Annotated in this window: 17 protein-coding genes; 5 read left to right on the forward strand and 12 right to left on the reverse strand. The window is 39.2% G+C overall.

What is annotated here, in order from left to right; translation table 11 throughout:
* Window positions 1-346 precede the first annotated feature (346 nt).
* The 4 genes from BFL47_RS13085 to BFL47_RS13100 all read right to left on the reverse strand — a co-directional run bounded on the left by BFL47_RS13085 (window position 347) and on the right by BFL47_RS13100 (window position 5,289).
* A complete protein-coding gene (locus BFL47_RS13085) occupies window positions 347-2,452 on the reverse strand; it encodes an AAA family ATPase (protein WP_069660251.1) in 2,106 nt (701 codons plus the stop codon).
* Window positions 2,453-2,664: 212 nt separating this feature from the next.
* The gene (locus BFL47_RS13090; RefSeq protein WP_069660252.1) at window positions 2,665-3,405 is read right to left on the reverse strand and encodes a phospholipase D family protein; all 741 of its coding nucleotides are present in this window, start codon (window positions 3,403-3,405) and stop codon (window positions 2,665-2,667) included.
* Window positions 3,406-3,533: 128 nt separating this feature from the next.
* Window positions 3,534-4,307: a DUF2971 domain-containing protein gene (locus BFL47_RS13095; protein ID WP_069660253.1), complete on the reverse strand. Its 774-nt coding sequence runs from the start codon at window positions 4,305-4,307 to the stop codon at window positions 3,534-3,536.
* 292 nt (window positions 4,308-4,599) lie between these two features.
* Complete coding sequence (locus BFL47_RS13100) at window positions 4,600-5,289, reverse strand: SIR2 family NAD-dependent protein deacylase (RefSeq protein WP_069660311.1); 690 nt, start codon at window positions 5,287-5,289, stop codon at window positions 4,600-4,602.
* Window positions 5,290-5,447: 158 nt separating this feature from the next.
* Here BFL47_RS13100 and BFL47_RS20245 point away from each other — a divergent pair, with 158 nt between their 5' ends.
* Entirely contained in the window at window positions 5,448-6,101 is a 654-nt protein-coding gene (locus tag BFL47_RS20245) for a hypothetical protein (protein ID WP_245681367.1), read from the forward strand.
* Between the two features lie 3 nt (window positions 6,102-6,104).
* Window positions 6,105-6,530 (forward strand): FUSC family protein, encoded by a 426-nt coding sequence (locus tag BFL47_RS20250; RefSeq protein ID WP_262482893.1) that lies wholly within the window; start codon window positions 6,105-6,107, stop codon window positions 6,528-6,530.
* 41 nt (window positions 6,531-6,571) lie between these two features.
* On the opposite strand, the gene BFL47_RS13110 is transcribed toward BFL47_RS20250, so the two are convergent.
* From BFL47_RS13110 to BFL47_RS13120, 3 genes are all read right to left on the reverse strand, one after another.
* Entirely contained in the window at window positions 6,572-7,096 is a 525-nt protein-coding gene (locus BFL47_RS13110) for a hypothetical protein (RefSeq protein ID WP_069660254.1), read from the reverse strand.
* Between the two features lie 186 nt (window positions 7,097-7,282).
* Window positions 7,283-7,927 (reverse strand): DUF6266 family protein, encoded by a 645-nt coding sequence (locus tag BFL47_RS13115; protein WP_069660255.1) that lies wholly within the window; start codon window positions 7,925-7,927, stop codon window positions 7,283-7,285.
* A gap of 3 nt (window positions 7,928-7,930) precedes the next feature.
* Window positions 7,931-8,569, reverse strand: coding sequence for a DUF6266 family protein (locus BFL47_RS13120; protein WP_069660256.1), 639 nt, complete (start codon window positions 8,567-8,569; stop codon window positions 7,931-7,933).
* A 432-nt stretch (window positions 8,570-9,001) separates the two neighbouring features.
* On the opposite strand from BFL47_RS13120, the gene BFL47_RS13125 reads away from it, so the two are divergent.
* Window positions 9,002-9,448 carry a Crp/Fnr family transcriptional regulator gene (locus tag BFL47_RS13125; protein WP_083257169.1) on the forward strand — a complete coding sequence of 149 codons (447 nt, stop codon included), beginning with the start codon at window positions 9,002-9,004 and terminating at the stop codon, window positions 9,446-9,448.
* A gap of 100 nt (window positions 9,449-9,548) precedes the next feature.
* Here BFL47_RS13125 and BFL47_RS13130 read toward each other — a convergent pair whose 3' ends face one another.
* Window positions 9,549-10,457 carry an SMP-30/gluconolactonase/LRE family protein gene (locus BFL47_RS13130; protein WP_069660257.1) on the reverse strand — a complete coding sequence of 303 codons (909 nt, stop codon included), beginning with the start codon at window positions 10,455-10,457 and terminating at the stop codon, window positions 9,549-9,551.
* Window positions 10,458-10,467: 10 nt separating this feature from the next.
* The gene (locus BFL47_RS13135) at window positions 10,468-10,959 is read right to left on the reverse strand and encodes a YybH family protein (RefSeq protein ID WP_139125821.1); all 492 of its coding nucleotides are present in this window, start codon (window positions 10,957-10,959) and stop codon (window positions 10,468-10,470) included.
* Between the two features lie 296 nt (window positions 10,960-11,255).
* Here BFL47_RS13135 and BFL47_RS13140 point away from each other — a divergent pair, with 296 nt between their 5' ends.
* Both BFL47_RS13140 and BFL47_RS13145 read left to right on the forward strand, forming a co-directional pair.
* Window positions 11,256-11,564, forward strand: a complete 309-nt coding sequence (locus BFL47_RS13140) for a helix-turn-helix domain-containing protein (protein WP_069660259.1) — start codon at window positions 11,256-11,258, stop codon at window positions 11,562-11,564.
* A gap of 17 nt (window positions 11,565-11,581) precedes the next feature.
* Window positions 11,582-12,793 carry a type II toxin-antitoxin system HipA family toxin gene (locus BFL47_RS13145; RefSeq protein WP_211480968.1) on the forward strand — a complete coding sequence of 404 codons (1,212 nt, stop codon included), beginning with the start codon at window positions 11,582-11,584 and terminating at the stop codon, window positions 12,791-12,793.
* A 78-nt stretch (window positions 12,794-12,871) separates the two neighbouring features.
* Here BFL47_RS13145 and BFL47_RS13150 read toward each other — a convergent pair whose 3' ends face one another.
* The 3 genes from BFL47_RS13150 to BFL47_RS13160 all read right to left on the reverse strand — a co-directional run bounded on the left by BFL47_RS13150 (window position 12,872) and on the right by BFL47_RS13160 (window position 20,769).
* Window positions 12,872-16,141 (reverse strand): TonB-dependent receptor, encoded by a 3,270-nt coding sequence (locus BFL47_RS13150; RefSeq protein ID WP_170827321.1) that lies wholly within the window; start codon window positions 16,139-16,141, stop codon window positions 12,872-12,874.
* Between the two features lie 137 nt (window positions 16,142-16,278).
* Window positions 16,279-17,619, reverse strand: a complete 1,341-nt coding sequence (locus BFL47_RS13155; RefSeq protein WP_069660262.1) for an alkaline phosphatase family protein — start codon at window positions 17,617-17,619, stop codon at window positions 16,279-16,281.
* 12 nt (window positions 17,620-17,631) lie between these two features.
* Entirely contained in the window at window positions 17,632-20,769 is a 3,138-nt protein-coding gene (locus BFL47_RS13160; protein ID WP_245681369.1) for a TonB-dependent receptor, read from the reverse strand.
* Between the last annotated feature and the right edge of the window lie 54 nt (window positions 20,770-20,823).

Consider the following 20,823-nt stretch of genomic DNA (forward strand, 5'->3'; position numbering starts at 1 on the left):
GGGTGAAATTCCCCTTACCTACTCGACCACTCTGATTTCCAAGTTTCCTAAATGCACTATACATTTCTCAATTATCCGCAAGAAAGTATGTGAAATAATTTGGAATTTGAAATAAAACGAATAGCCATGTAACAAAACGAAAACAAAAAAACTAAATAAAAATTATTTTTAAATTAAATCCCAGCTTTGCCATCATAGTATAACAACTATCAGTTCTATTGCAGATAAAAAGATTTCAGTAGGTGTGACTGCAAATATTCTAGCAAATGTCATACGACAGCACTGCGGGATTTAACGGGAATGTAATTATTCTCTAGGAAAGCCGATTCTTTGAAAAAATGATTCATTAAACATTTCTTTTTTCCTCAATGTATTTCGTACACTCATCAATAATGAAACTAGGCACCAAATCATAATCATTAGGATTTAGTTGACAAATCAATTCATTTTCAATATGATATGATTCGTTAATGAATTTCCTAAGCACATTTGGAATCTCTTCCAATTGATCTTCATAAATTAATCGAAAAATATTTATACGCACATAGTTGTTCTCAGCCAAATCGTAAATCTGGTAAAGATGATTTGGGTTATCTATTCTAACTAGACTTTCACAATAATCAAAATCTGGGATGAAAACCCTAATGTTCACGCTACCATTTTGAAAATCGGCATCCTCCAATAGATCATTGCCAATAGCTTTCCTCATATCTTTTAGGTCCGCTAACCCCCTTTTGTGAAATAGGTTTGATAGTATTTGATACTCATCACCAAGATCATCGATTATTTCGTAGTTACGTCTTAAATAAATAAGTTTAATAATTTCACTAATATCTGACTGAAGCGCTTTCTTGCAAATCTGGGCAAAAGTTAATAGATCTGTTTTTGTAATTGGTTTCTCTTTGAGGTTACCAGAATCAATGTAAATATATTTGGCCTCGCAGATTGAGGAGTATTCTTTTATAACTTTTACAGTATCAATAACCGGGTCAAGGTCGTGGGTTAGTAAAAGAACGGTTTTGTTTCGAATATTTTCCTTATGCAGTTGCTTCCCAAACAGCATATGCATAATCGCATATTTTTTGTTTTTATCGAAGGAGGAAATTGGATCATCCAAAATAATAAGTTCTGGTTTTTTATAAAGAGCCTCGTACATAAAAAGAACTAATGAAAATGCATTTTTTTCACCAAAACTTAAATGCTGCTTACCTCCATTTAATATCTTAGTCGAATCTTTATGTCGCAGAATCAACTTATAGTCCTTTTTTTTATTATTTATAATCTCGACCTGATATTTGTAGCCAGCGTTCTGCAAAAATTCGTTTATATTTTTCTTGTGATTTTCAATTAGCTTTTTAAGTAAACTTTTTTGCTTATTAATCTCTCCCTGTAACATTCCAACTTTTTTAAGTACTTGGTCAAGTGAATTGTTCAAGGAAATCAAAATTTCGGATGTCTTTGCAGACTTAAACCTATCGAAAAGATCAAGGTTAATTTTTAATCCATTCAAAATCTCTGAAACTTTTGCATCCTCTGCAAACGAAATAGGAGAAATATACTTTAGTGCTTTTAATTTCCCTAAAAGATTGTCTATCTGCTTTTTGATTTCTATAATATAGTCTTCTTCTGCTTTCTCTAGACCGCTCTGTTTTTCAGTAATAATTTTAAGAGTTTCATTGGCAGTTTTGGAAAAGTAATCGCCGAGATTCTTTAGTGCGTCGAGGATGATACTGAAGTTCTTAATAACAGTTCTGTCATAAACTTTTGAAATACTATGTATAATTTCCTTTTTATCTTTGGTAGAAGAAGTGCAATATGGGCAATCATCTGATATGCTCAGAAATTGCTCACCCTGAACCTGCCATCCTAGCCAGCTAACACAGCTCTTATCCTTGATAAGTTTAGAATAGCCATTGAGCTCTATTGGAATATTATGTATCCTATTCCCATCTTTCAATCCTTTTACCAAGGGTGAGGACTTGGATAAACCGGACTGAGTCATAGCAAAGCTTTTAGATAATCCCTCAAAATCTTGGATGATAGTATCAAGCTCATTATTTTTCGAGAACACATCTTTAATCTCCTTTAACAGATTATCAATCTGATCCGTGTACCCTTGATATTCTACAGTCCTGATGAAAATTTCATAACTATTGGCAATCAGCTCATCTTCTTTATACAAGAACTGGTTAAGGTATTCTTCATTAAAAATCAATACAGTATTGATTTCCTCCGGACAAATTACTTCTGGTATAACTGTGGTATCTGTGTCAATCAGCTTGAACGGTGTGAGTTGAACAAGTTGTGATTGGTCTTCTGATCCAAATTTAATTGCTTTGGAAATTGTACTTTTTCCCGTACCATTAATTCCATATCTGATATTTAGAATATTCTTTGTTAGAATAATCTTACCCTCATCGATGTTATTGCAGTTTTTAATTACGAATTCCATATAAAAACATCTTACGATAAATTAGCAGAATTAAAATAGAAAATTGATTTTTGATAGCAGAACAGATGTGTGGTGAGAGCATACTTAAATTTATATATGAGTTTGATTCACAGGAGCAATACCATTAACCTTAGTTCTCGTTAAGTAGCTATCTATATATTTCACAACTTCTTCCATTTCAACTATCACTAATATTTCAATTTAAAGGTTCATTATAGCTTACACACCTCAGATGCCCGTTTCCAATTTTTTTTCATTATTGGCCTTTGAACAGATGTTTCTCCATTCGACTTCTCACCAGTAAAGTGACAGAACTTTTCCGGATAAGTTGGATCACCAAATTTACTCCAAGACTTAAAAGAGTCATAATTCATTGGTTTCTCGATATTAAAAGGTATTGATAAACCCGTACGAATGCAAAATCCATTTAAGTTGTTTAAACTTTTACTGACAAGTGTTTTCTCGTCGCTGCTTTTCTTATCTGAGCGGAATGAACTTTCAGAGCTAACCTTTTTCACTGTGACTCTTATTTCTTCACTAATAGTCAAAAGGCGCTGAGCTTCCTCCATAGCCGAACTGTATAAATCTGGGTCCTGAATTTTAGAGATATAGATACCCATCTCATTATTATTTTGCTGTGAAAATTCATATAAATTCATTGAGGTGATTATAGCCTCATTCTCATTTATATAGCACTTTGCATGTAAGTTCTTACATATACTAGTCCTTACGCCAATCTGACTTTCTAACCAATTATTTTCATCTACATGGAGTTTGTTTTCTCTATAAACAATTCTTATATCGCGTTTCTGAATGTTTAAATTATTCAAGTGTTCTTTAATTCTATCGTTAAACTGCAGATATGGGCTAATCAGTATTAATCTATCTTTGGTTCCCTTTATAAGGTCTTCTAAGTGATATGATACTCCTGTCGTATTTAAAAATTTGGCCATTTGTCGATTTAGGTAAGGTTTTATATTTATTTAAGTGGTTTTACCGCTTAAATTATAGTACAATATTACAGTTTTCTTAATTGTGAGAAGAGTTAATTTTGAAAAAGTTTATTTTCGTGTAAATTAAATCACAACACTTTTATTTCTATTTCAAATCTCCGTTCACTAGGCGATGCCTGAGATATAATACATTGAGGTACAGCATTTCGCAAATGTTCGACCAAGGCGGCTTTTATTGCTTTATCCATCTTAAACCCAATAATCACTTCTTTGAGTGCAGTCTGATCAAACTCTATTTTATTGTAACCTCCTATATTAATTAGTCTGAATTCCTTTTCGTATTTCCAATAGGTAGATTTAGTGGTTAACAAAGGAATATTGGTTAAGCTTTTTAATTTTGGAAAATTTTCAGAATACTTAACCTCTTCTAACATTACTAAATAGGAATCATTGATTTGTGTTGTCTCAAATCCCAAGCATACCCCCCTATAGCAATCAGCATAGTGTGACCACATTAATAAATTATTATTTTCAGAAGTAAAACATGAAATCCGTGTTTTGCTATTAATAATACATCGGATACTATCCGTCATGATATCAGTTGAAAAAATAATACTATTTGGTTTTAACAAAATCTCTTCAACTTTCATATCTATTTCTTGCGGTGTTAGGTTTTCTTTCCCAATTTTAACCATTGCTTTAAACCAATCATTGTAAAATTGCCTAGTTCTATAATAAGATTCATCAAATAGTACTGGTAACATACAATCAAATGGATCATTAAAATCGACTGGATTCGAAAACCAAAAGATATTCTTAAATAAAATATCTGTTTTAGGATCAGATATATCGCCGGACCAAGATGTATATTTATAAAGAATATCAGGAGTTTGATTATTCATAATCGATTAGGGAGTATATGGACGCATTGGTAATGGATAAATTGAAATCTGGAAAGTCATAAATAAAATTTAAGAATATCAATGTCTACTGACCTTATATACAGCTCAATTGTAGTCAATTGATTTATTTACGCTCATTGCTTCAATTTCTATAATTTGCTTCTGGTAAGAAAATTTCCTTAAGCTTATATTGGGTTTTAAATATTTGTCTTCTATAGGTACTAGTGACATTTGAGCACCCAAAATTATTTTGCCTGTAGTCAAAATTTAATATAAGCACTCTTGATTTAAATTACAGAGCCTCCCCCATCAACTCCCTCACCATCTCAACCACTCCCACAGTCGCCTTCTCTTGAATACTAATAAACCCCTTCCCCTTCCCAAAAGGCACATTAGGATCAACAATATACTTAACAATCCCCTTCGGCACATAATCAACTAACCCCGCAGCCGGATAAACAGCCAAACTAGTTCCAATAACAGCAAAAATATCAGCCTGTTCACAAATCTCAATTGCCTTCTCAAGCATCGGAACAGCCTCCCCAAAAAACACCACATGCGGCCTTAGCTGAGAGCCATCCTCACAAACCTCACCCATTTTAATCTCCCAGCCATCCAACGGATACGTCTTTTCCGCATTCAAACTAGACTGCGACCTGGTAATCAGCCCATGCAAATGAGTAACATGTAACGACCCTGCCCTTTCATGCAAGTCATCTATATTTTGAGTAATTATCTGAACATCATACTTTTCCTGCAAACGAACCAGCGCAATATGCGCAGCATTAGGCCAGGCATCAATTATCGCCTTTCTCCTGTCATTGTAAAACGTCTGAACCAATACCGGATTCCGTCTCCATGCATCCGCAGTACAGACCTCCTCCACATTATATCCTTCCCAAAGCCCATCAGAATCCCGAAAAGTCTTCAATCCACTTTCTGCACTTACACCAGCACCTGTTAATATGACTATCTTTTTCATCTCAATAAATTCCTGCCCAATTTCGTTAGAAATAAGCAATAAGAGAAATTGAATGCACAATAACTAGGAGTGTAAATTGAACTGTCGTACATTTGTACCAGCGTAAAACACCTGCCGAAAAAACGCTGTATTACATTACAAGACACTATTGATCCCATATGCCCCAAGATTTTAAAACAATACTACTAAGAGAGCTCAACCTTTTATTCACACTCAAAAAGACAGAGCGCCTCTGGCATATCCCGGTATTGGCTTCACTTTGCACAGGTCTCCCCCTACTAATCGGCTATTACACAGGCCGCATCGACTATGGCGTACTTGCCTGCCTTGGCGGTTTGGTCATCTTATACATGCCATCCACCAACCTGGAAAACAGGATGTTGACTTTAATGCTTTGCTCATTCGGCTTCATCATCAGTTTTGCCGTCGGAATCAGCTTCAGCTTTAACCCCTATCTTTCAGCGGGTATTCTTGGACTTTACGCTTTGGGCCTCAACTGGGTAACCAGCTATTTCAAAATGCATCCCCCGGGAAGTTTCTTTTTCATCATGATCGCGTCTATGGCCAGTTGTATGCCCTTTGATCTGGTTAATGTCCCGACAAAAATAGGCCTGATTGCTGCCGGCACCATCCTGGCCTGCATCCTCGCTTTTTTTTACAGCCTATATATCACTCAAAAACACCCGTCACAAGTAAGTGCCATTCAGAAGAGGAAACAAGATTACGCCAATCTCACCGAATCCGCTATCATTGGGATCTTCATCACGCTTTCCCTCTTAATTGGACACTATTTCAAACTGGACAATCCCTAATGGATCCCCGTTTCCTGTTGTGCCATCATGCAGGGTGTCAGCGTAACGCACGTATGGCAGCGAAGCATTCACAGGATCTCAGGAACACTGATCGGGATGGGCCTTACATGGATCCTGATTCAATTCAACTTCTCCCTTTTGGAAATTTGTATCTGCCTGTTAATCCTGCAATTCATCATTGAAATGCTGGTGACCAGACATTATGGTCTTGCCGCCGTTTTCATAACCCCCTTATCCGTATTCCTGGCTGAACTTAGCCGCGGTGTTACCGTTTTTAATAGTAATGAGCTGGTGCAGGCTCGCGCGCTTGATATTGTAATTGGCAGCCTGATCGGCATAATTGGCGGCATGGTCCTGCACAACCGCTATATCCAACAAAAAACTATACGGCAAATTCGTTTAACTCGTGTTGGACTCTTACGGAAATAAAGAAGAGATTAAGTCCGCAGCTGATCTTCTCTTCCCTTTATTTAATGAAAGATCCTCGTGTATTCACTAAACCTCATAATTTTGCTGTCCTTTAGCTGAAAATCATTAACAACCGCCATAGAATCTCTTACTCCTTTTGCATCTTCCCAACTCTGTATATACCAAACGGTTACCCACTCCTTTTCTTTATCCTTTGAAATCACAGACTCCCAATCCTGCATTTTCAAATTCAAACTTTTGAAATCACTCCATATATCACTAAGCAATACTTTCACGCTGTCTTTCGGCATTTTCTTATCTAGTCTGTCGAACTCCAAATACACCGAGTCTGCAAAATACTGCATTGATTCATCCATCTTTCCAGTTTCCCAGGCTTTCAATGCTTTTAAGGCAACCAGAGTATTAGCTGTACTACCCATTTCCCAATTATCCGGTTGTTTAATAGTGTATGGATAGTCGAGTGCCGCACTTGCGGTGGTATCTTTCATTGCCCCATCAGCAGCTTTTTGCTTGTTACTGCAGGAAAACAATGTTCCAGCTAAAAGAATTAAGAATAGCTTTTTCATAATGAGTTAAGTGCTTGAGGTTAGAGATGAAACAATAGAATCCTAATCGCCTTTTGAATAAAAATTAAATGGAAAGTCAACTGCCAGAGCAACTTAGACTCTCAGTATATAACAAATTTAACACATAGTTAAGACATTAACAATCCCCAATTATGCGTAGAGATGATATAATTTCAAGGCAAGCATTTATATTAAAGTTTCGGATGGAACATATCTCAAATAGGTAGTTGCCGATGCCTCCTTAAAATTATGGTTGACAAAAAAAAAGAAGCCATGTAACTCATCGTTCCCAAACGTTGCAGGAAGCGCAAGCCTCAAACTCAAATCGCCCCTTAAGGCCTTTTGTTCAAACACCATTTTACTCTCCTTTGCCTCATTTACCAGCACAAACTGAAGGATATCATCCGGAGAAGAGGCTTTGCAGATGAAAGAATTATTTTCCCAAGTCAGCACAGCTTCATCGTTCTCCATTACAAACTTAAGGTTCAATGGTCGGTCCATCATTCCACGGCTTATTTGCACCCTGGAGTAGTTAACATACAAATCCGGATATTCACCCTCAACAGCCTGTTTAATCATCATGCCTAAGGACGCATCAAAAGGCAGACCACTCTTATGTGAATCTCCATGCCACGATTTAATAACCAAAGCTCGAATGGGTTGCAGAAAATTCATGGCCATTTTAAATTTCAGCCTGCTACACAGTTGTTTATCGCTTGGTGCAGCTGAACGACTCGGAAGTGCACGGGTACACTGATTGCCGAACTGATCAACATAATAAGTAAGACCTCCCATTTTACCGGAATAGCGGTTATTCTTGAATATGGCCATGATTTAATTAGTAAAGTATCCAATGAAAACTGAATCCGAATTATTATCCTCCATAGATGTCATGAACATATAGACACATATAACTTTTCCATACCAACGTTCCGGAAGACCTACATCAGCTGTTTGGTCCTGACGTACATACTGATCCGCTATAACAATAGATTCCTTCAATGCAGGGCAATAGAGAACCAGAATTGCCTGATCTACCCCTCTTTCAATGGCCGAAAATCCATACATTTCCCAAGTGATCCGCATAACACCCTCTTCCAGTGCTAAAAGTTTACACCCCGCTGGTTTTCCTACCACTTTTCCCTTACTCAAAATAATCCTGGAATAGTCAGGCAGGCAATCTGCTTCGAGATCCTCAAATACCCCATAATTTGCTTGAATCGCTAAGTTCAATGTTGTCGCTTTCCCTGTATTCTGATTCTTGAATCCCTGATCTATTACAGGCCGAAGCAATCCCAAGAACTCTGAAAGCAGGCCGAAATTACGACGGATCTCGCTCTGACTTTCTGATGGTTTTTTAGATGATCGTTTGGAATGTCCCTTCATGTAATCGATATCCCGCCAGCTGCTCCCAATTACGCTGCCTACTTTTCCTGAAAATGCGCCATTTGCGCCATTCTTAATTCGTCCCATACTTATAATACTAGTTTAATCAGATAAGATCGTGTATTGATCGTTCTGCTGAAACGAAACTACCTAGGCTAACTAAGACGGACGATTGTTGAGCGAAATCTTCCAAACTCTTCTCAACCACGTCGGATTTTTCTCGATTTTGCGCATTACCAGTATAAGGTTCTAAATAGAGCAAGCATTCAAGACAGCGACGAATAGCGATGGGAAGGTCTCTATAAGCGGAACGCTGCTCGCTCGCTGCTTGCACACACTACGCTCACCTCGAGGCGAGGGCTAAACGATAATTAAAGCTGCCAATTGCGAATTTGATGCATTTGAGATATCCAGCTGGTATCTACCTGATTCGACCTCGTTTAATCCTAGGTACCAATTATATCAACTCCAACATCTTCACTCCCTTTGAAAGTAATTTTCAAACCGTATTTTTGATTTATGTACACGGAGTTATTAAATCACATAAAAAGATATCTTCAGCTAATATTGGAAGAAGAGCAGTTTCTTTGTGATAGGCTCACACTCATAAAGCTTAATAAAAAAGAATTCCTGTTAGAACCAGGAAAGATCTGCCAGGGAAACTACTTTGTTGTAAAAGGCTGTTTAAGGCAGTTCTTTATCAATAAAAAGTTGAATGAACAAACCCTGCACTTTGGAATTGAAAACTGGTGGATTGCTGATCAGGATAGTCTTTTATTCAAGAAACCGTCTTCATGTTACATCCAGGCTATAGAAGAATCAGAATTGCTCTTATTAACTGAAAGCGACCGGATTATAGTTTTTACTGAGATTCCTAAGATAGAAAGCTATTTCAGAATGATCATGCAAAGAGCTTTAGTAGCGTCGCAACATCGGGTTGGAACGATCAGTACAACTTTTATTTGATTCAGAAATGACAAATTAAAAAAACGAATTCATGAAAAGTGTATTCTTACATTGTATAAGAAAATGATCCCTTTTTAAACTTAAACTATTTCACAGTTTCTTATTCTATTCCCTTTACCTGCATTGCAATCGTATAAATCGCGGTTGAAGCAGTAATGAAGAGATATGAACGGTTTTTCCCGCCAAAACAAACATTGGCTGTCCATGGCTCTTTTACCACAATATGACCAATTTGTACGCCTTCCGGATTAAATATAGTAACGCCATTGCCCGCAAGATAGAGATTTCCCCTGCTGTCAATTGTCATTCCATCAGCACCCTGGTTAATGATCTGCGTCTGGCCACTGAGACCGCCGTTTTTACCGATGGTGTAACGGTATATTTTGTTCCGCTGAATATCTGCAACATACAGGTATTTACCATCTGCTGAGCCTACGATACCATTTGGCTTGGTTACATCTTCCGCCACCACTCTTACCTTAGCTTGTTTACCGGGCGACAGGTAATAGACCTTCTGTCCCTCAATTTCCGGCTTTTTCCTTGTCCAGTAATCACGCTGGTAATAAGGATCTGTAAAATAGATCCCACCTTTAGCATCAACCCAAAGGTCATTAGGCCCGTTCAGTTTCTTGCCATCTACAGCTGACAGCAGTACTTTTACCTTTTTATTTTTACTAACAGACCATAACTCATTGTTTTCATCGGCACAAACCAGCAGTTGGTCCTGTTTATCAAAATAGGTACCATTTGCTCGGCCGGCTTTATTCATAAACAATGAAAGTTTCCCGTTCGTGTCATATTTCCAGATTTGGTTGTTCGGTTGATCAGTAAAATAAACATCGCCCTTTTTATTTACCGCAGGGCCTTCAGTGAAGATAAACTGGCGGGAAATGAGTTTTAGACTATCCTGGTTGAACAGCTGGGCTTTGACCTGCAATGAAGTAAGAGATAAAAGCAGTACGCATAAAAAGGTAAAGCAAAGCCTGACTGAGGCATTTAGATGATTCATTTTTGTACTATTAGTTCTCTGTCGCTGGTTGTATCATTTCTCTGATGGTCGCCCAGCCAGTGGGGCTTTCTTTGTACTTTACGTAGACAATCATTGAGCGGCCTTTAAAAATAAATGGCTGACCATTTCCCTTTGGAGTGCCTTTAATTGTAAATAAGGTTTGCTCAATAGCGGTATTGCCATTTATGAGAAGACTTTCCGTATTATTTTCAACAAATTCCAAGTGGAAGTTATCCAATGTCCCTTTTAAACCTGGCCTAAGGCTTTCTCTGCCGGTTTGATAGCTTTGGTAGCTGGTAGCTTTAATTACATCTGGGTGGTGAAACGCCAAAATACGATCTAAATTTCCTTTAGAAAAAGCAGCACGAATTGCAATACTAGTATTTTTAAGGGAATCACGTTCTGCCTGGGTGCCATTAAATTGATCCACAGATTGCGGGGAGGCCGAAAAAGCCATGAAGAAAAGTATTAATGAGAGAAGAATACGCGATTTAGATTTCATAATTCCATTAAATATCCGTGCATGGTTTAATAATAATTAAACTTATCAATTCTTATGTATAAAAACAAGTCCTCTTGTATATGGCCAATTTGAATTCAGAGCAGAAACAGTAATATTCTCTCAATACTCCGGAATAATAAGACACTATACTATATCCAAGGCATATTGGGCGTCTTGGCTTATGCCTCATTATGGTATAATTGGTGGAGGGTTAATTAGTCTTTTTATAATTCAAATGATTAGCTTTGTGATACTATAGTATTATTACTGGTTATACTTCATAGATTACTACTACAATGATATCACTTATTTCTCTATCAAAAGCTCAGCTAAAATTAGCTGATCATATTCGAGCCAGACGACTATCTATGGAGTTAACCCAGGAAGGTTTGGCAGAACGCTCGGGTGTGCCCCTTGCAACGCTGCGCAAATTTGAGCAGAAAGGTGCAATCTCCATAGGATCCTTTTTAAAGCTTCTGATGGTTACTGGTGGCATAGAAGAAATAATCGAGGTATTGAAACCATCAAAGCCTAATTTTACGTCAATAGATGAGGTATTGAAAGATACAGATACCATATCCAGAAAAAGAGGGCGTAAAAAATGACACAACCAATTATAGAATTGAGGGTTGGCTTAGACTTTGGTTCAGAAATTCAGGCTGTGGGGCGGCTGGCCATTCGCGACCACATTATTTATTTTGAATATGACAATGCATTCATTCAAAAGGGCATGGAAATATCTCCATTCCGGATGCCATTGCAAAGAGGCGTTATTGAATTACCTCAACGTCCGTTTGAGGGGCTCCCGGGTGTGTTTAGCGATAGTTTGCCCGATGGTTGGGGGCGATTGCTTTTTGACCGGCTACTAAGATCGCAAGGTATCTTGCCTCACAGCCAATCTCAGTTGGATCGGCTGGCGCATGTGGGCTTATCTGGTATGGGGGCATTGGTTTATGAACCTGATCATAGTCCTTCAGATAGCCAGGAATTTATAGACCTCGATAATCTGGCCTCACAGACAGAAGAAGTGTTACAAGGTAGCTCGGAAGAAGTCATCAAAGAATTATTGGCTTTGAACGGATCATCTGCAGGTGCTCGTCCGAAAGCTCTTATTGCCGTAACTCCTGATCGTAAGCAGATCACTTATGGCGCAAAGAAACTTAACGAAGAATTAGAACCCTGGCTGGTCAAATTTTCAAATTCACTGGACGGTCATGATGCCGGTGCAATTGAGTATGTCTATGCTTTAATGGCAAAGGAGGCAGGCATGATCATGCCAGAAGTACACTTATTCCCATCACACAAGGGCGCTGGTTATTTTGGCGTGAAACGATTTGACAGAGATGGTAATAAACGGTTGCATATGCATACTGCAAGTGGCTTATTGCATAGTGATTTTAGAACACCATCCCTGGATTATGAAGATTTGCTCAATCTGACTGCTGCTCTAACCAAGGATATTCGTGAAGTCGAAAAAATGTTTCGCCTCGCTGTTTTCAATGTATTAGCACATAACCGGGATGATCACGCTAAAAATTTCAGTTTTCTAATGGATGAAAATGGCGAATGGAAGTTAGCTCCCGGGTATGATCTTACTTTTTCAAGTGGCCCGAGTGGAGAACAAAGCACAATGGTCATGGGTGAAGGTAGAAATCCTAAAACCAGCCATTTAGTGAAACTTGGACAGGAATCAAAGTTAACAAGGAAGCTGATAGATGAAGTTATTGAACAAACGAAAAGTTCTTTAGCACATTGGACTGGTCTGGCGCAAAAACATAATATTACAAAGACTAATATTAAACTTATTACAAATGCTATCAACGGTATCGAATGAGCAGGTACAACTCCATAAATTAGTTCAGATTTTAGGACATTTTTAGATGCTAACGATCAATGTTTGAATGGGTTTAAGTCAATTAAAAATATACCTGATCCCAAATTGCATCATATAAGTCGAGTTACTACTCACATCATTTACAAAAGTTTCGCTAATCAGGTTGCCACTTGTTGTGGCCAATTGAAATGTCGGCTTAACGGTCCCATTTGGCAAAACGGAACCTAAATTTGCAGGAACTAGCAGAGCACTAGCCTGAACAATTTTCCTTATTCCCCAGTTTTGGTTCAGTAAATTACCCACATTCAAAACATCCCATGACAACTGAATAGACTGCTGCGCTTTATGATCACCTAAAACAAAATCATGTGTCAGCTTAATATCCCACTGATTGCGCCAAGGCATCAATGCTCCATTCCTTTCTGCATATTTCCCTTTACGTGTACGCAGGTATTTATCCTGATCGATATATTTAAAAAAGGCCTCACTTTGCTGCGATGCGGTATAAGTAACAAGGCTTGGTCGATTAATCGTTAAATCAACAAATGAAATTTCCGAAACATCTTTAGGTACATAGATCAAGGCCTTGTTCGCACCGTCATGAATGAAATCACGCGAATAGGTATAGGAAAATCGCCCGCTATAAGATCCCTGGTAAACTAAGGCAGCACCAACTTTGAACTTTTTAAGATATACTTTATGGAAGTTAAGGTAAGCCACTATTCTGTGGGGGACTACATAACCCGCAGATCCTAATTGGCTTTGGTTATTGCCATTCACACTAGGCGTGGCATTTAGAGCCGAAAGGGTTTGGTCGCCATCTCCGTCATTCAAATTCTTCGCCATGCTCCTACTATAAGCCACTGAAATCACGAGGGTATTTGATATTTTCTTTTCAAGCTGCTCAGTCATGGACCAGTAATACCCCTTTGATACATTGCTTACTTTCACTACATTCAACGGAGAGTTCCCATTTAAATCGGCTAAACCTGAACTATTCAGGTTATTGATAAACCGGTCTTTGATATCAGTTGGATATACAAGCCTGTTATCCGGATAGCCGGCAATATTTAAATATTGAGCGGCTTCAAGATTGATATCCTTAAAAGTAATGGCATGAATATCTTTATTGTAGAGTACATCTATTTTGAACTTCAAGCCTTTGGATACCAGCAAATCAAGACCGGCACTGCTTTTCCAGGTTTGAGGCATTTTAAAATCTTTATCTAATACACTGGTTATAGAGGGTAATTTCAAGCTTTGAGCGGTCAGATCAGCTGGCACATAGGCCGATGGATCAGGATTGAAGATCCCGGGTGTATTTTCCTTTCCCTGCCAGGTTTGTGTAATTTGCGACAAGCCTGAATATCTGGCCTGGCTGATGATCCACACAAATGGAATCCTTCCAGTGAAGATGCCGGTACCTCCTCTAAAGCGGATTGTTCCGTTTTCGTTCAGATTAATGGAGACTCCGATTCTCGGGGATATTAAAAGAGATGCCTGGGGTAACTCAGAGGTATGCACTTGCTGACCTTCCGCAAAGGTTAGTGCGGCTAGATTTGTGTTTTCTGCAAGCGACTTTGGATACCAGGGTAGGTCTACACGAATCCCTGCAGTTAAACTGGAGTGTTTTCCCAGCATAATACTATTCTGCGCAAAAACAGCCAGGTTTGCATATTTAAAGCTATAAACAGGCTGTTGTATTTCCGGATTGGTAGAGTATGTAAGTGCATAATCTACGGGCTTTTGTCCGCTAACGAAATCATCCCATGAGGCAAATGTATAGTAACCAGTTCCAAATGGCATGTACGTGTTAGTTGTGCTACTGTAATCAATTTTAACACCTGCTAACCAGGTATTCCGGCTTTGACTAAAGTTGACGTAATCCATCACCGATAGCAGATTCACATTACGGCTGTTTCCATAAGTAAAAGGCTCTAATCCAAAAGAAGTGAATGGAACGCCATCTTTTAAAATATCGACAAAAGGAAAGGATTTACTATCCGATTTGCGAGGTTCATATTGCTTGGTATAAGAGGCTCTAAGTGTATTGGAGCTATTTGCGGTTAAAAGTTTATTCCATTCGGCAGCAATAGAATAAAAATTAGACTTGGTACTAAAATTGGAATTACTAAAGGGTAGCGCGTTATTATTTCTTCTGCCTACTCCAACCGGAAAAGCGGTTAAAGGGCTTCGTGATCCGTTTACGAGTTCAGGTCGCCCGCTTCTTAATTGGTTATAGCGAATGCTAAATGTATTATTAGCAGCGATGTTCCAATCTAATCTGCCTAATATTTTTGTGCTCTTGTTTTGAAAATCATAATTACTATAAGTGCCAGGATCATATTGGTAGGTATTGCGTAAGTATTGGTCAATTTCATTGAGTTCGGTAGCCTGGGGCCTTGAAATGTTTGTACTGCTTCCATATGGTGTTGCAATGGTAGCGGCTATATAGGGTTGCGGGTTATACTGCTCACGCTCGGTTTCAAGGCTTAAAAAATAAAATAGCTTGTTTCGCAGGATAGGTCCGCCTATTCGGATGCCGTCCTGATGGTAAGACAGTTTTCTTTTGTCGAAAGATTGGTCGGCAACCTGATTTCCGTAACTATTCTGATTACGAAAAAACCGGTATACAGATGCCTGCGTTTTATTACTCCCCGACCGGGTGATGATATTAATGGTACTTCCGATAAATCCGGACTCCCATATGGCATTATAGGGAGCTACGTTGACAGATAGTTGATCAATTGCGTCAAGTGATACCGGTTGCGCTCCGTTTCCTGGTAGATTCTCTCCTACTCCGAAATTGTTATTAAATTCAGAGCCATCAATGGTAATAAAATTCTGTCTGTAATTGCCTCCGGCAATGGATGGGCCAAATGAAAGTGGATTTAGACGCACATAATCCTGAATACCTCTTTTAATAGCAGGTAAACTCCCTAAGAGTTTTTGGTCTACCTGAGTGGACAGTCCGGTTTGCTGTGTAGTGATTTGGGGTTTACCGGGCCTAAACAAGTTTATTACTACCTCTGGAAGTTGAATTCCTGGGTTTTTTAGGGTAATATTGATGCGCTCGGGCTCATCAAACCTGAAATAAAGATCTTTTTGGTGGAATGCGGTGTATCCCGTACTGGTAACCTCGATTTCATAGGGTCCGCCTGGCTTTAAATCGGGTAGATAAAACCGACCTGATTCATTACTGGAACAGCCGTATTGGGTTTGTGTGGGTTGATAAAACAGGCGTACCGTTGCTCCCTGGACTAACTTTTTATTTTGATCATAGATGATCCCCGACAACGTACTTTTAGTTGTCTGCCCAACAATTTGATGAGGGAGAATGAATACCATGCAAAATATAAGAAATCCGTATTTCATCAATCAAACGCCATAATTAGTATTACCTATAAAAGTCAAACTGATAAAACATCAAAAAACAGACAAGTTTCCCTGCCTGTTTTCTGATGCATCGTATAAAATTATACTTGTTATTTTGTTACCAATATTCCCGGGTATAAAATACCGTCAGGTGCATCAAAATCAATTCCTAATAATTTAGCTGCTAATGGAGCGATATCTTCAAGACCGATCAAAGGCAGCGTTACATTCTTTTTAACTCCTGCACCAGATACTAAAAGGCCTGTTTGGATATGCTGAAAGTCAGGATAAAAACCATGTGTACCACCGGATGCCGCTTTAATGGCATTTCCTGTTAGCGAGGAACTCATGGATATGCCCTCAATAGGTGCCAATGCGAGTGCTGCATTTGGATCGCTGCCAACCTGGTCCAATTCGGCACGATTAACCACACGGAACAACTTTTTCTGAGATTCAGGCAAAGCAGTAAGCATCTTCTGAACCTGTGCCAGCGTTTTGCTATCCTTTGGATCTTTGAGCATCAAAAAAGCGGAGGCTCCTGAGGTGTGAAATTGTGCTTTCCAGTTTAGCTTCCCGTTTGTTTTGGTATACAAACCGTTTTGTGCCAGCCATACATTTGGGGATACGGAGGTGTGGATATTCACAAATCCATGATCTCCTGTCACAATTACTGTTGTACTGTCTTTTATGCCAGCTTGCTCAATGGCTTCCATGATATTATTTACGGCATGGTCTGCACCCGCTACTGCTTTCCTCACATGATCGCCATCCCTTCCATCGCCATGCTCTGCATGATCAACAGCAAAGATGTGAAATGTAAGCAGGTTTGGCTTATATTTCCCGATCAGGTAAGCAACCATCCGGCTTCCATTTTCATCAGCTGATGAAAAGTCGCTGCTTAATTTTTGCGCATCGAGTTTTCCGGTAGCATTTAACTCAATTTCCTCAAATAGTCCCTTTGGAGTAGAGAGCGCTCTCACTGGTGCTACACGATCCTGATTTTTGTCTAAAGACCAAACTTCCGGAATGTTGTAATCCACTTTGGCTCCTGATGATACCGGCCATGATACAGAGGCAGTTTTTAGTCCTGCCTTTGCTGCTGCATCCCATAAAGTCGGCACTTTTATCAGGTTGCTTTCCCAATACCATCGGCCAGTTGACCCTTCCGGCTCAAATGGTGAATTATAGTAGATGCCATGTTTCATAGGTTTGGCACCGGTAATGATGGTCGTGTGCGAAGGGTAGGTAACGCTTGGAAATACACCCCGAACTCCGTCAGCCGACACTCCTTCTTCTAACATTTTGTGTAGAGTTGGTGTGGCCCACTTGTCTTCCCTGTAAAAATCAGGTCTGAATCCGTCAATGCTGATAATTACCACGTACTTACTTTGCTGTGCAGAAAGCTGAATCGAAATAGGTAATAGAAATAATACTAAAAATAATCTTCTCATGAAATTTGTTTATTAGAATGAATACCGTGCACCCAATTGAATCTGGTAGGGTGTACCGTTTGCTGTAGTTACCCCAACGTTCTCATTTACACGGTAGTTGTACTGTTGGGTAGCCTGGTTGAAACCCGTTACTGTGTATAGCGTTTGTTGGCCCAGGTTATAATTAACGCCCTTATGTTTATTCAACAAATTGGCAAAGTTAAATACATCAGCAGTGATAGTAAGTGCCTGGCTTCCATATGTTTTGATACTTTTAGAAAGGCGAACATCAAATGTGCCCGAAAAAGGGTTACTTCCACCGTTACGATTGGCTATTTTACCTAAACTACTCTGGATATAGTCTTTCGCGCGATTGTCAGGATTGCTCAACACTTTTTCCATGGAAGCTTTGACAGCTGCATTGGTGTTTGGATCGTTGGGATCGAAAACAAAGGCCAGGTCATTATCTGTACTTGGTCCACCTACGAAGTCACCATTGATATCAGCGTCAACGGTTAGTGAAAAGCGTGTACCGCCGCTACCTGAAAACCGGCCACTGAAAGAAAATCCTTTCCATGTCGGTGTTGATCCATATAAAACCACCTTATTTCGGAACTGGTTATCCGAGTAATTCAGTTCAGTTAAATCTCTTGGGTCTGACTTAATGGGACGGAAAGTAGAGGTGTTTGCTACGTTCCCATTGTAAGAGGTATTGTCCTTCGTATCATTCCAGGTATAACTGAAAGATAAGAAACCATCTTTATAGTAACGATAGTCTCCATCAAAAACAAAGGCTTTTTGATTTAATTTTGCACCATTAGTTAACTCCAGCGTACGGCCTACTAACTGTGTTTTTCTGCCTTTAACGTTATTGGTAACGCCAGATGCGGATATGGTATTCGCCGGAACAAATACGCCACGGTTTGCCTCATTCGCAAGTGTGAAATAAGGCTGGTCAGCCATGTTGCGGTCCAGATAAACATAGTTATTACTGGTATGGCTTACTAAAAGGTTAACACCTAAACGCAACCAATCACCAAATAGATGGTTATAGCTTAAATTGGCTTTATAAATACTCGGGATCTGAAGATTTGGGTCGTTCAAATTGATAGTAGACACGGTAGGTGCTCCTGCAATTAGTCCGGGTGCCGTAGATGGATCATTACGATAAGCGGGAAAATTAGGTACAGGCACCAGGTTAGTACCTGCAACTGGACGGGTAACATCTATAGAAGCCACCTTGGTTCCGGTGTTTTGGATATTATTAACCTGTGAATAATTAACGGGATTTGAGGAGAAGATTCCTCCGCCCAAACGGATAATATCCGTCTTTTCACCTTTTACATCCCATGAAAACTGCATTCTTGGTTGAAAATTATTCCAGTCTGTAGGATTGGCATCAGTTCTTAATCCTAAAGCATTATCAACAATCGGGTTGTATTCTCCTTTAGTCAGATAGCTGGTTAAATCCCAGCGAAGTCCAAAACTGGCACTTACATTTGTTACGGGCTCAAATTGTACCTGACCGAAAGCAGACAGATTTAAAACATACTGTTGTACAGAAGGAATTCCGTTAATAGGTACTTCGCGGACAAACCGGGTCGGGTTTAAATCATTGAACTCCTGGATACTATTAAATATGAACCTTCCATTTTGCTCATTTGAGATATAGTTATCCAGATAAGTCAATGTGTTATCCGTACCAAATGTAAAGTTGTACTTACCTTTGGTTAAATAACTAGTATTCACCAGTTGTAATTGGTTTTCCAAACCTTTCTCCGGTGTAAAACGCTGACCACCTAATTGAACTGAGGTACTTCCTAATGTACCATTTGGCAAAGTTGATCTTACCGTTACAATAGCACGTGGAATGTTTTCAACTGGCAATTGGCTGTTGGGTAAATAATCACGCTTGGCAGTCTGGTATTGCACCTTCAGCTCATTTAGAAAATTGGGACTAAATTGAGTACGCAACGATGCCAGTGTTGTATTTTCCCTGGATTTAAAATCCCCGTAAACCTCAAATAAGTTAATATTTGAGTTATCATCGGTACTATTGGGATTGTTCCAGTCGCTGTAGTTGTTTCTAATGGTTAAACGGTTCTTGTCATTGATCTGCCAGTCAATACGAGCAAATAAAGTATTGGCAATGGTGTTTCTTGGAAATTCACCAACCTGGGCACTGCTGCTCAATCCATATTTATCACGTCCTATCTGGATGACACTATCCAGCATACCTTTACTTATACGCAGCGATATAGCATCGGCATCAGATCGGATATCTGCAACATTAAAGGGTGCCGCCTGATTCTGACGGTCAAACGCGGTAAAGAAGAATATTTTATCTCTGAGGATAGGCCCTCCTAAACTAAATCCATACTGATTGGTAGTAAAGTTTTGCTGACGTTTATTACCACGAATATCATATTGACTAGCCAAATCATCGGAACGGTAATAATCAAATGCCGATCCGGTAAAGGTATTGGTTCCCGATTTGGTTACGGCACTTACAGTACCACCACCAGCACGTCCCTGAGATACATCATAAATATTCGTTGATACTTCAAACTCACGAATCGCCTCCAGAGATAGGGAATAAGGCCCGCTACCTACTGCACCTGATGTCAAATTACTTCGCGCACTGGTACCATCAATCAGATAATTGGTCGATGAGGGCAACTGGCCGCTTACAGAACCTCCGTTGGCAGTTGGAGCTAATGACAGCAGACTTGTGAAGCTTCGGTTTAGCGCTGGTATTTGCTGAATCGTACGTGAATTTATGGAAGTACTTCCACCAAGCCGATCATTTCGGCTACTTAAAACAGTACCTTTCACTACGACTTCATTTAAATCAGTCGCATTTCCAGACATGATGAAATCAACATTAAGCCGGTCGCCCTGGTTAATGGATAATCCATTCTTCACTTGTTTTTTAAATCCAATGTAGGATGCCTCAACAAAGTATTGCTTACCTAAAGGCAATTGGCGAAAGCTATACCGTCCTTCAACATTGGTTATACTGGTAGATCGGAATCCATTTGAAGCGTTCTGAATAGCAATGATTACTCCAGGTAAAGGTTCACCCTTCTCGTCTTTGATCAATCCTGATATGGATGCATCCGTAGACTGTGAGTAAGCCGTATTACCCGTTGCAGATAGTAATACGAACATAAATAGTGATAGTAAGAGGTGGTTAATCGAATTTCTTTTGTTAACCTTTTTTAA

Origin of the sequence: Arcticibacter eurypsychrophilus (assembly GCF_001730525.1) — a bacterium.
Taxonomy (GTDB): domain Bacteria; phylum Bacteroidota; class Bacteroidia; order Sphingobacteriales; family Sphingobacteriaceae; genus Arcticibacter; species Arcticibacter eurypsychrophilus.

Coding starts and splice junctions, on each gene's coding strand:
- BFL47_RS13135 (WP_139125821.1), bottom strand. CDS start 10,959: ATGAAATCTAAATCGCGTATTCTTCTCTCATTAATACTTTTCTTCATG.
- BFL47_RS13130 (WP_069660257.1), bottom strand. CDS start 10,457: ATGAATCATCTAAATGCCTCAGTCAGGCTTTGCTTTACCTTTTTATGC.
- BFL47_RS13100 (WP_069660311.1), bottom strand. CDS start 5,289: ATGAAAAAGATAGTCATATTAACAGGTGCTGGTGTAAGTGCAGAAAGT.
- BFL47_RS13155 (WP_069660262.1), bottom strand. CDS start 17,619: ATGAGAAGATTATTTTTAGTATTATTTCTATTACCTATTTCGATTCAG.
- BFL47_RS13095 (WP_069660253.1), bottom strand. CDS start 4,307: ATGAATAATCAAACTCCTGATATTCTTTATAAATATACATCTTGGTCC.
- BFL47_RS13150 (WP_170827321.1), bottom strand. CDS start 16,141: ATGGTATTCATTCTCCCTCATCAAATTGTTGGGCAGACAACTAAAAGT.
- BFL47_RS13090 (WP_069660252.1), bottom strand. CDS start 3,405: ATGGCCAAATTTTTAAATACGACAGGAGTATCATATCACTTAGAAGAC.
- BFL47_RS13160 (WP_245681369.1), bottom strand. CDS start 20,769: ATGTTCGTATTACTATCTGCAACGGGTAATACGGCTTACTCACAGTCT.
- BFL47_RS13140 (WP_069660259.1), top strand. CDS start 11,256: ATGATATCACTTATTTCTCTATCAAAAGCTCAGCTAAAATTAGCTGAT.
- BFL47_RS13125 (WP_083257169.1), top strand. CDS start 9,002: ATGTACACGGAGTTATTAAATCACATAAAAAGATATCTTCAGCTAATA.
- BFL47_RS13115 (WP_069660255.1), bottom strand. CDS start 7,927: ATGGCCATATTCAAGAATAACCGCTATTCCGGTAAAATGGGAGGTCTT.
- BFL47_RS20245 (WP_245681367.1), top strand. CDS start 5,448: ATGCCCCAAGATTTTAAAACAATACTACTAAGAGAGCTCAACCTTTTA.
- BFL47_RS13110 (WP_069660254.1), bottom strand. CDS start 7,096: ATGAAAAAGCTATTCTTAATTCTTTTAGCTGGAACATTGTTTTCCTGC.
- BFL47_RS13085 (WP_069660251.1), bottom strand. CDS start 2,452: ATGGAATTCGTAATTAAAAACTGCAATAACATCGATGAGGGTAAGATT.
- BFL47_RS13120 (WP_069660256.1), bottom strand. CDS start 8,569: ATGGGACGAATTAAGAATGGCGCAAATGGCGCATTTTCAGGAAAAGTA.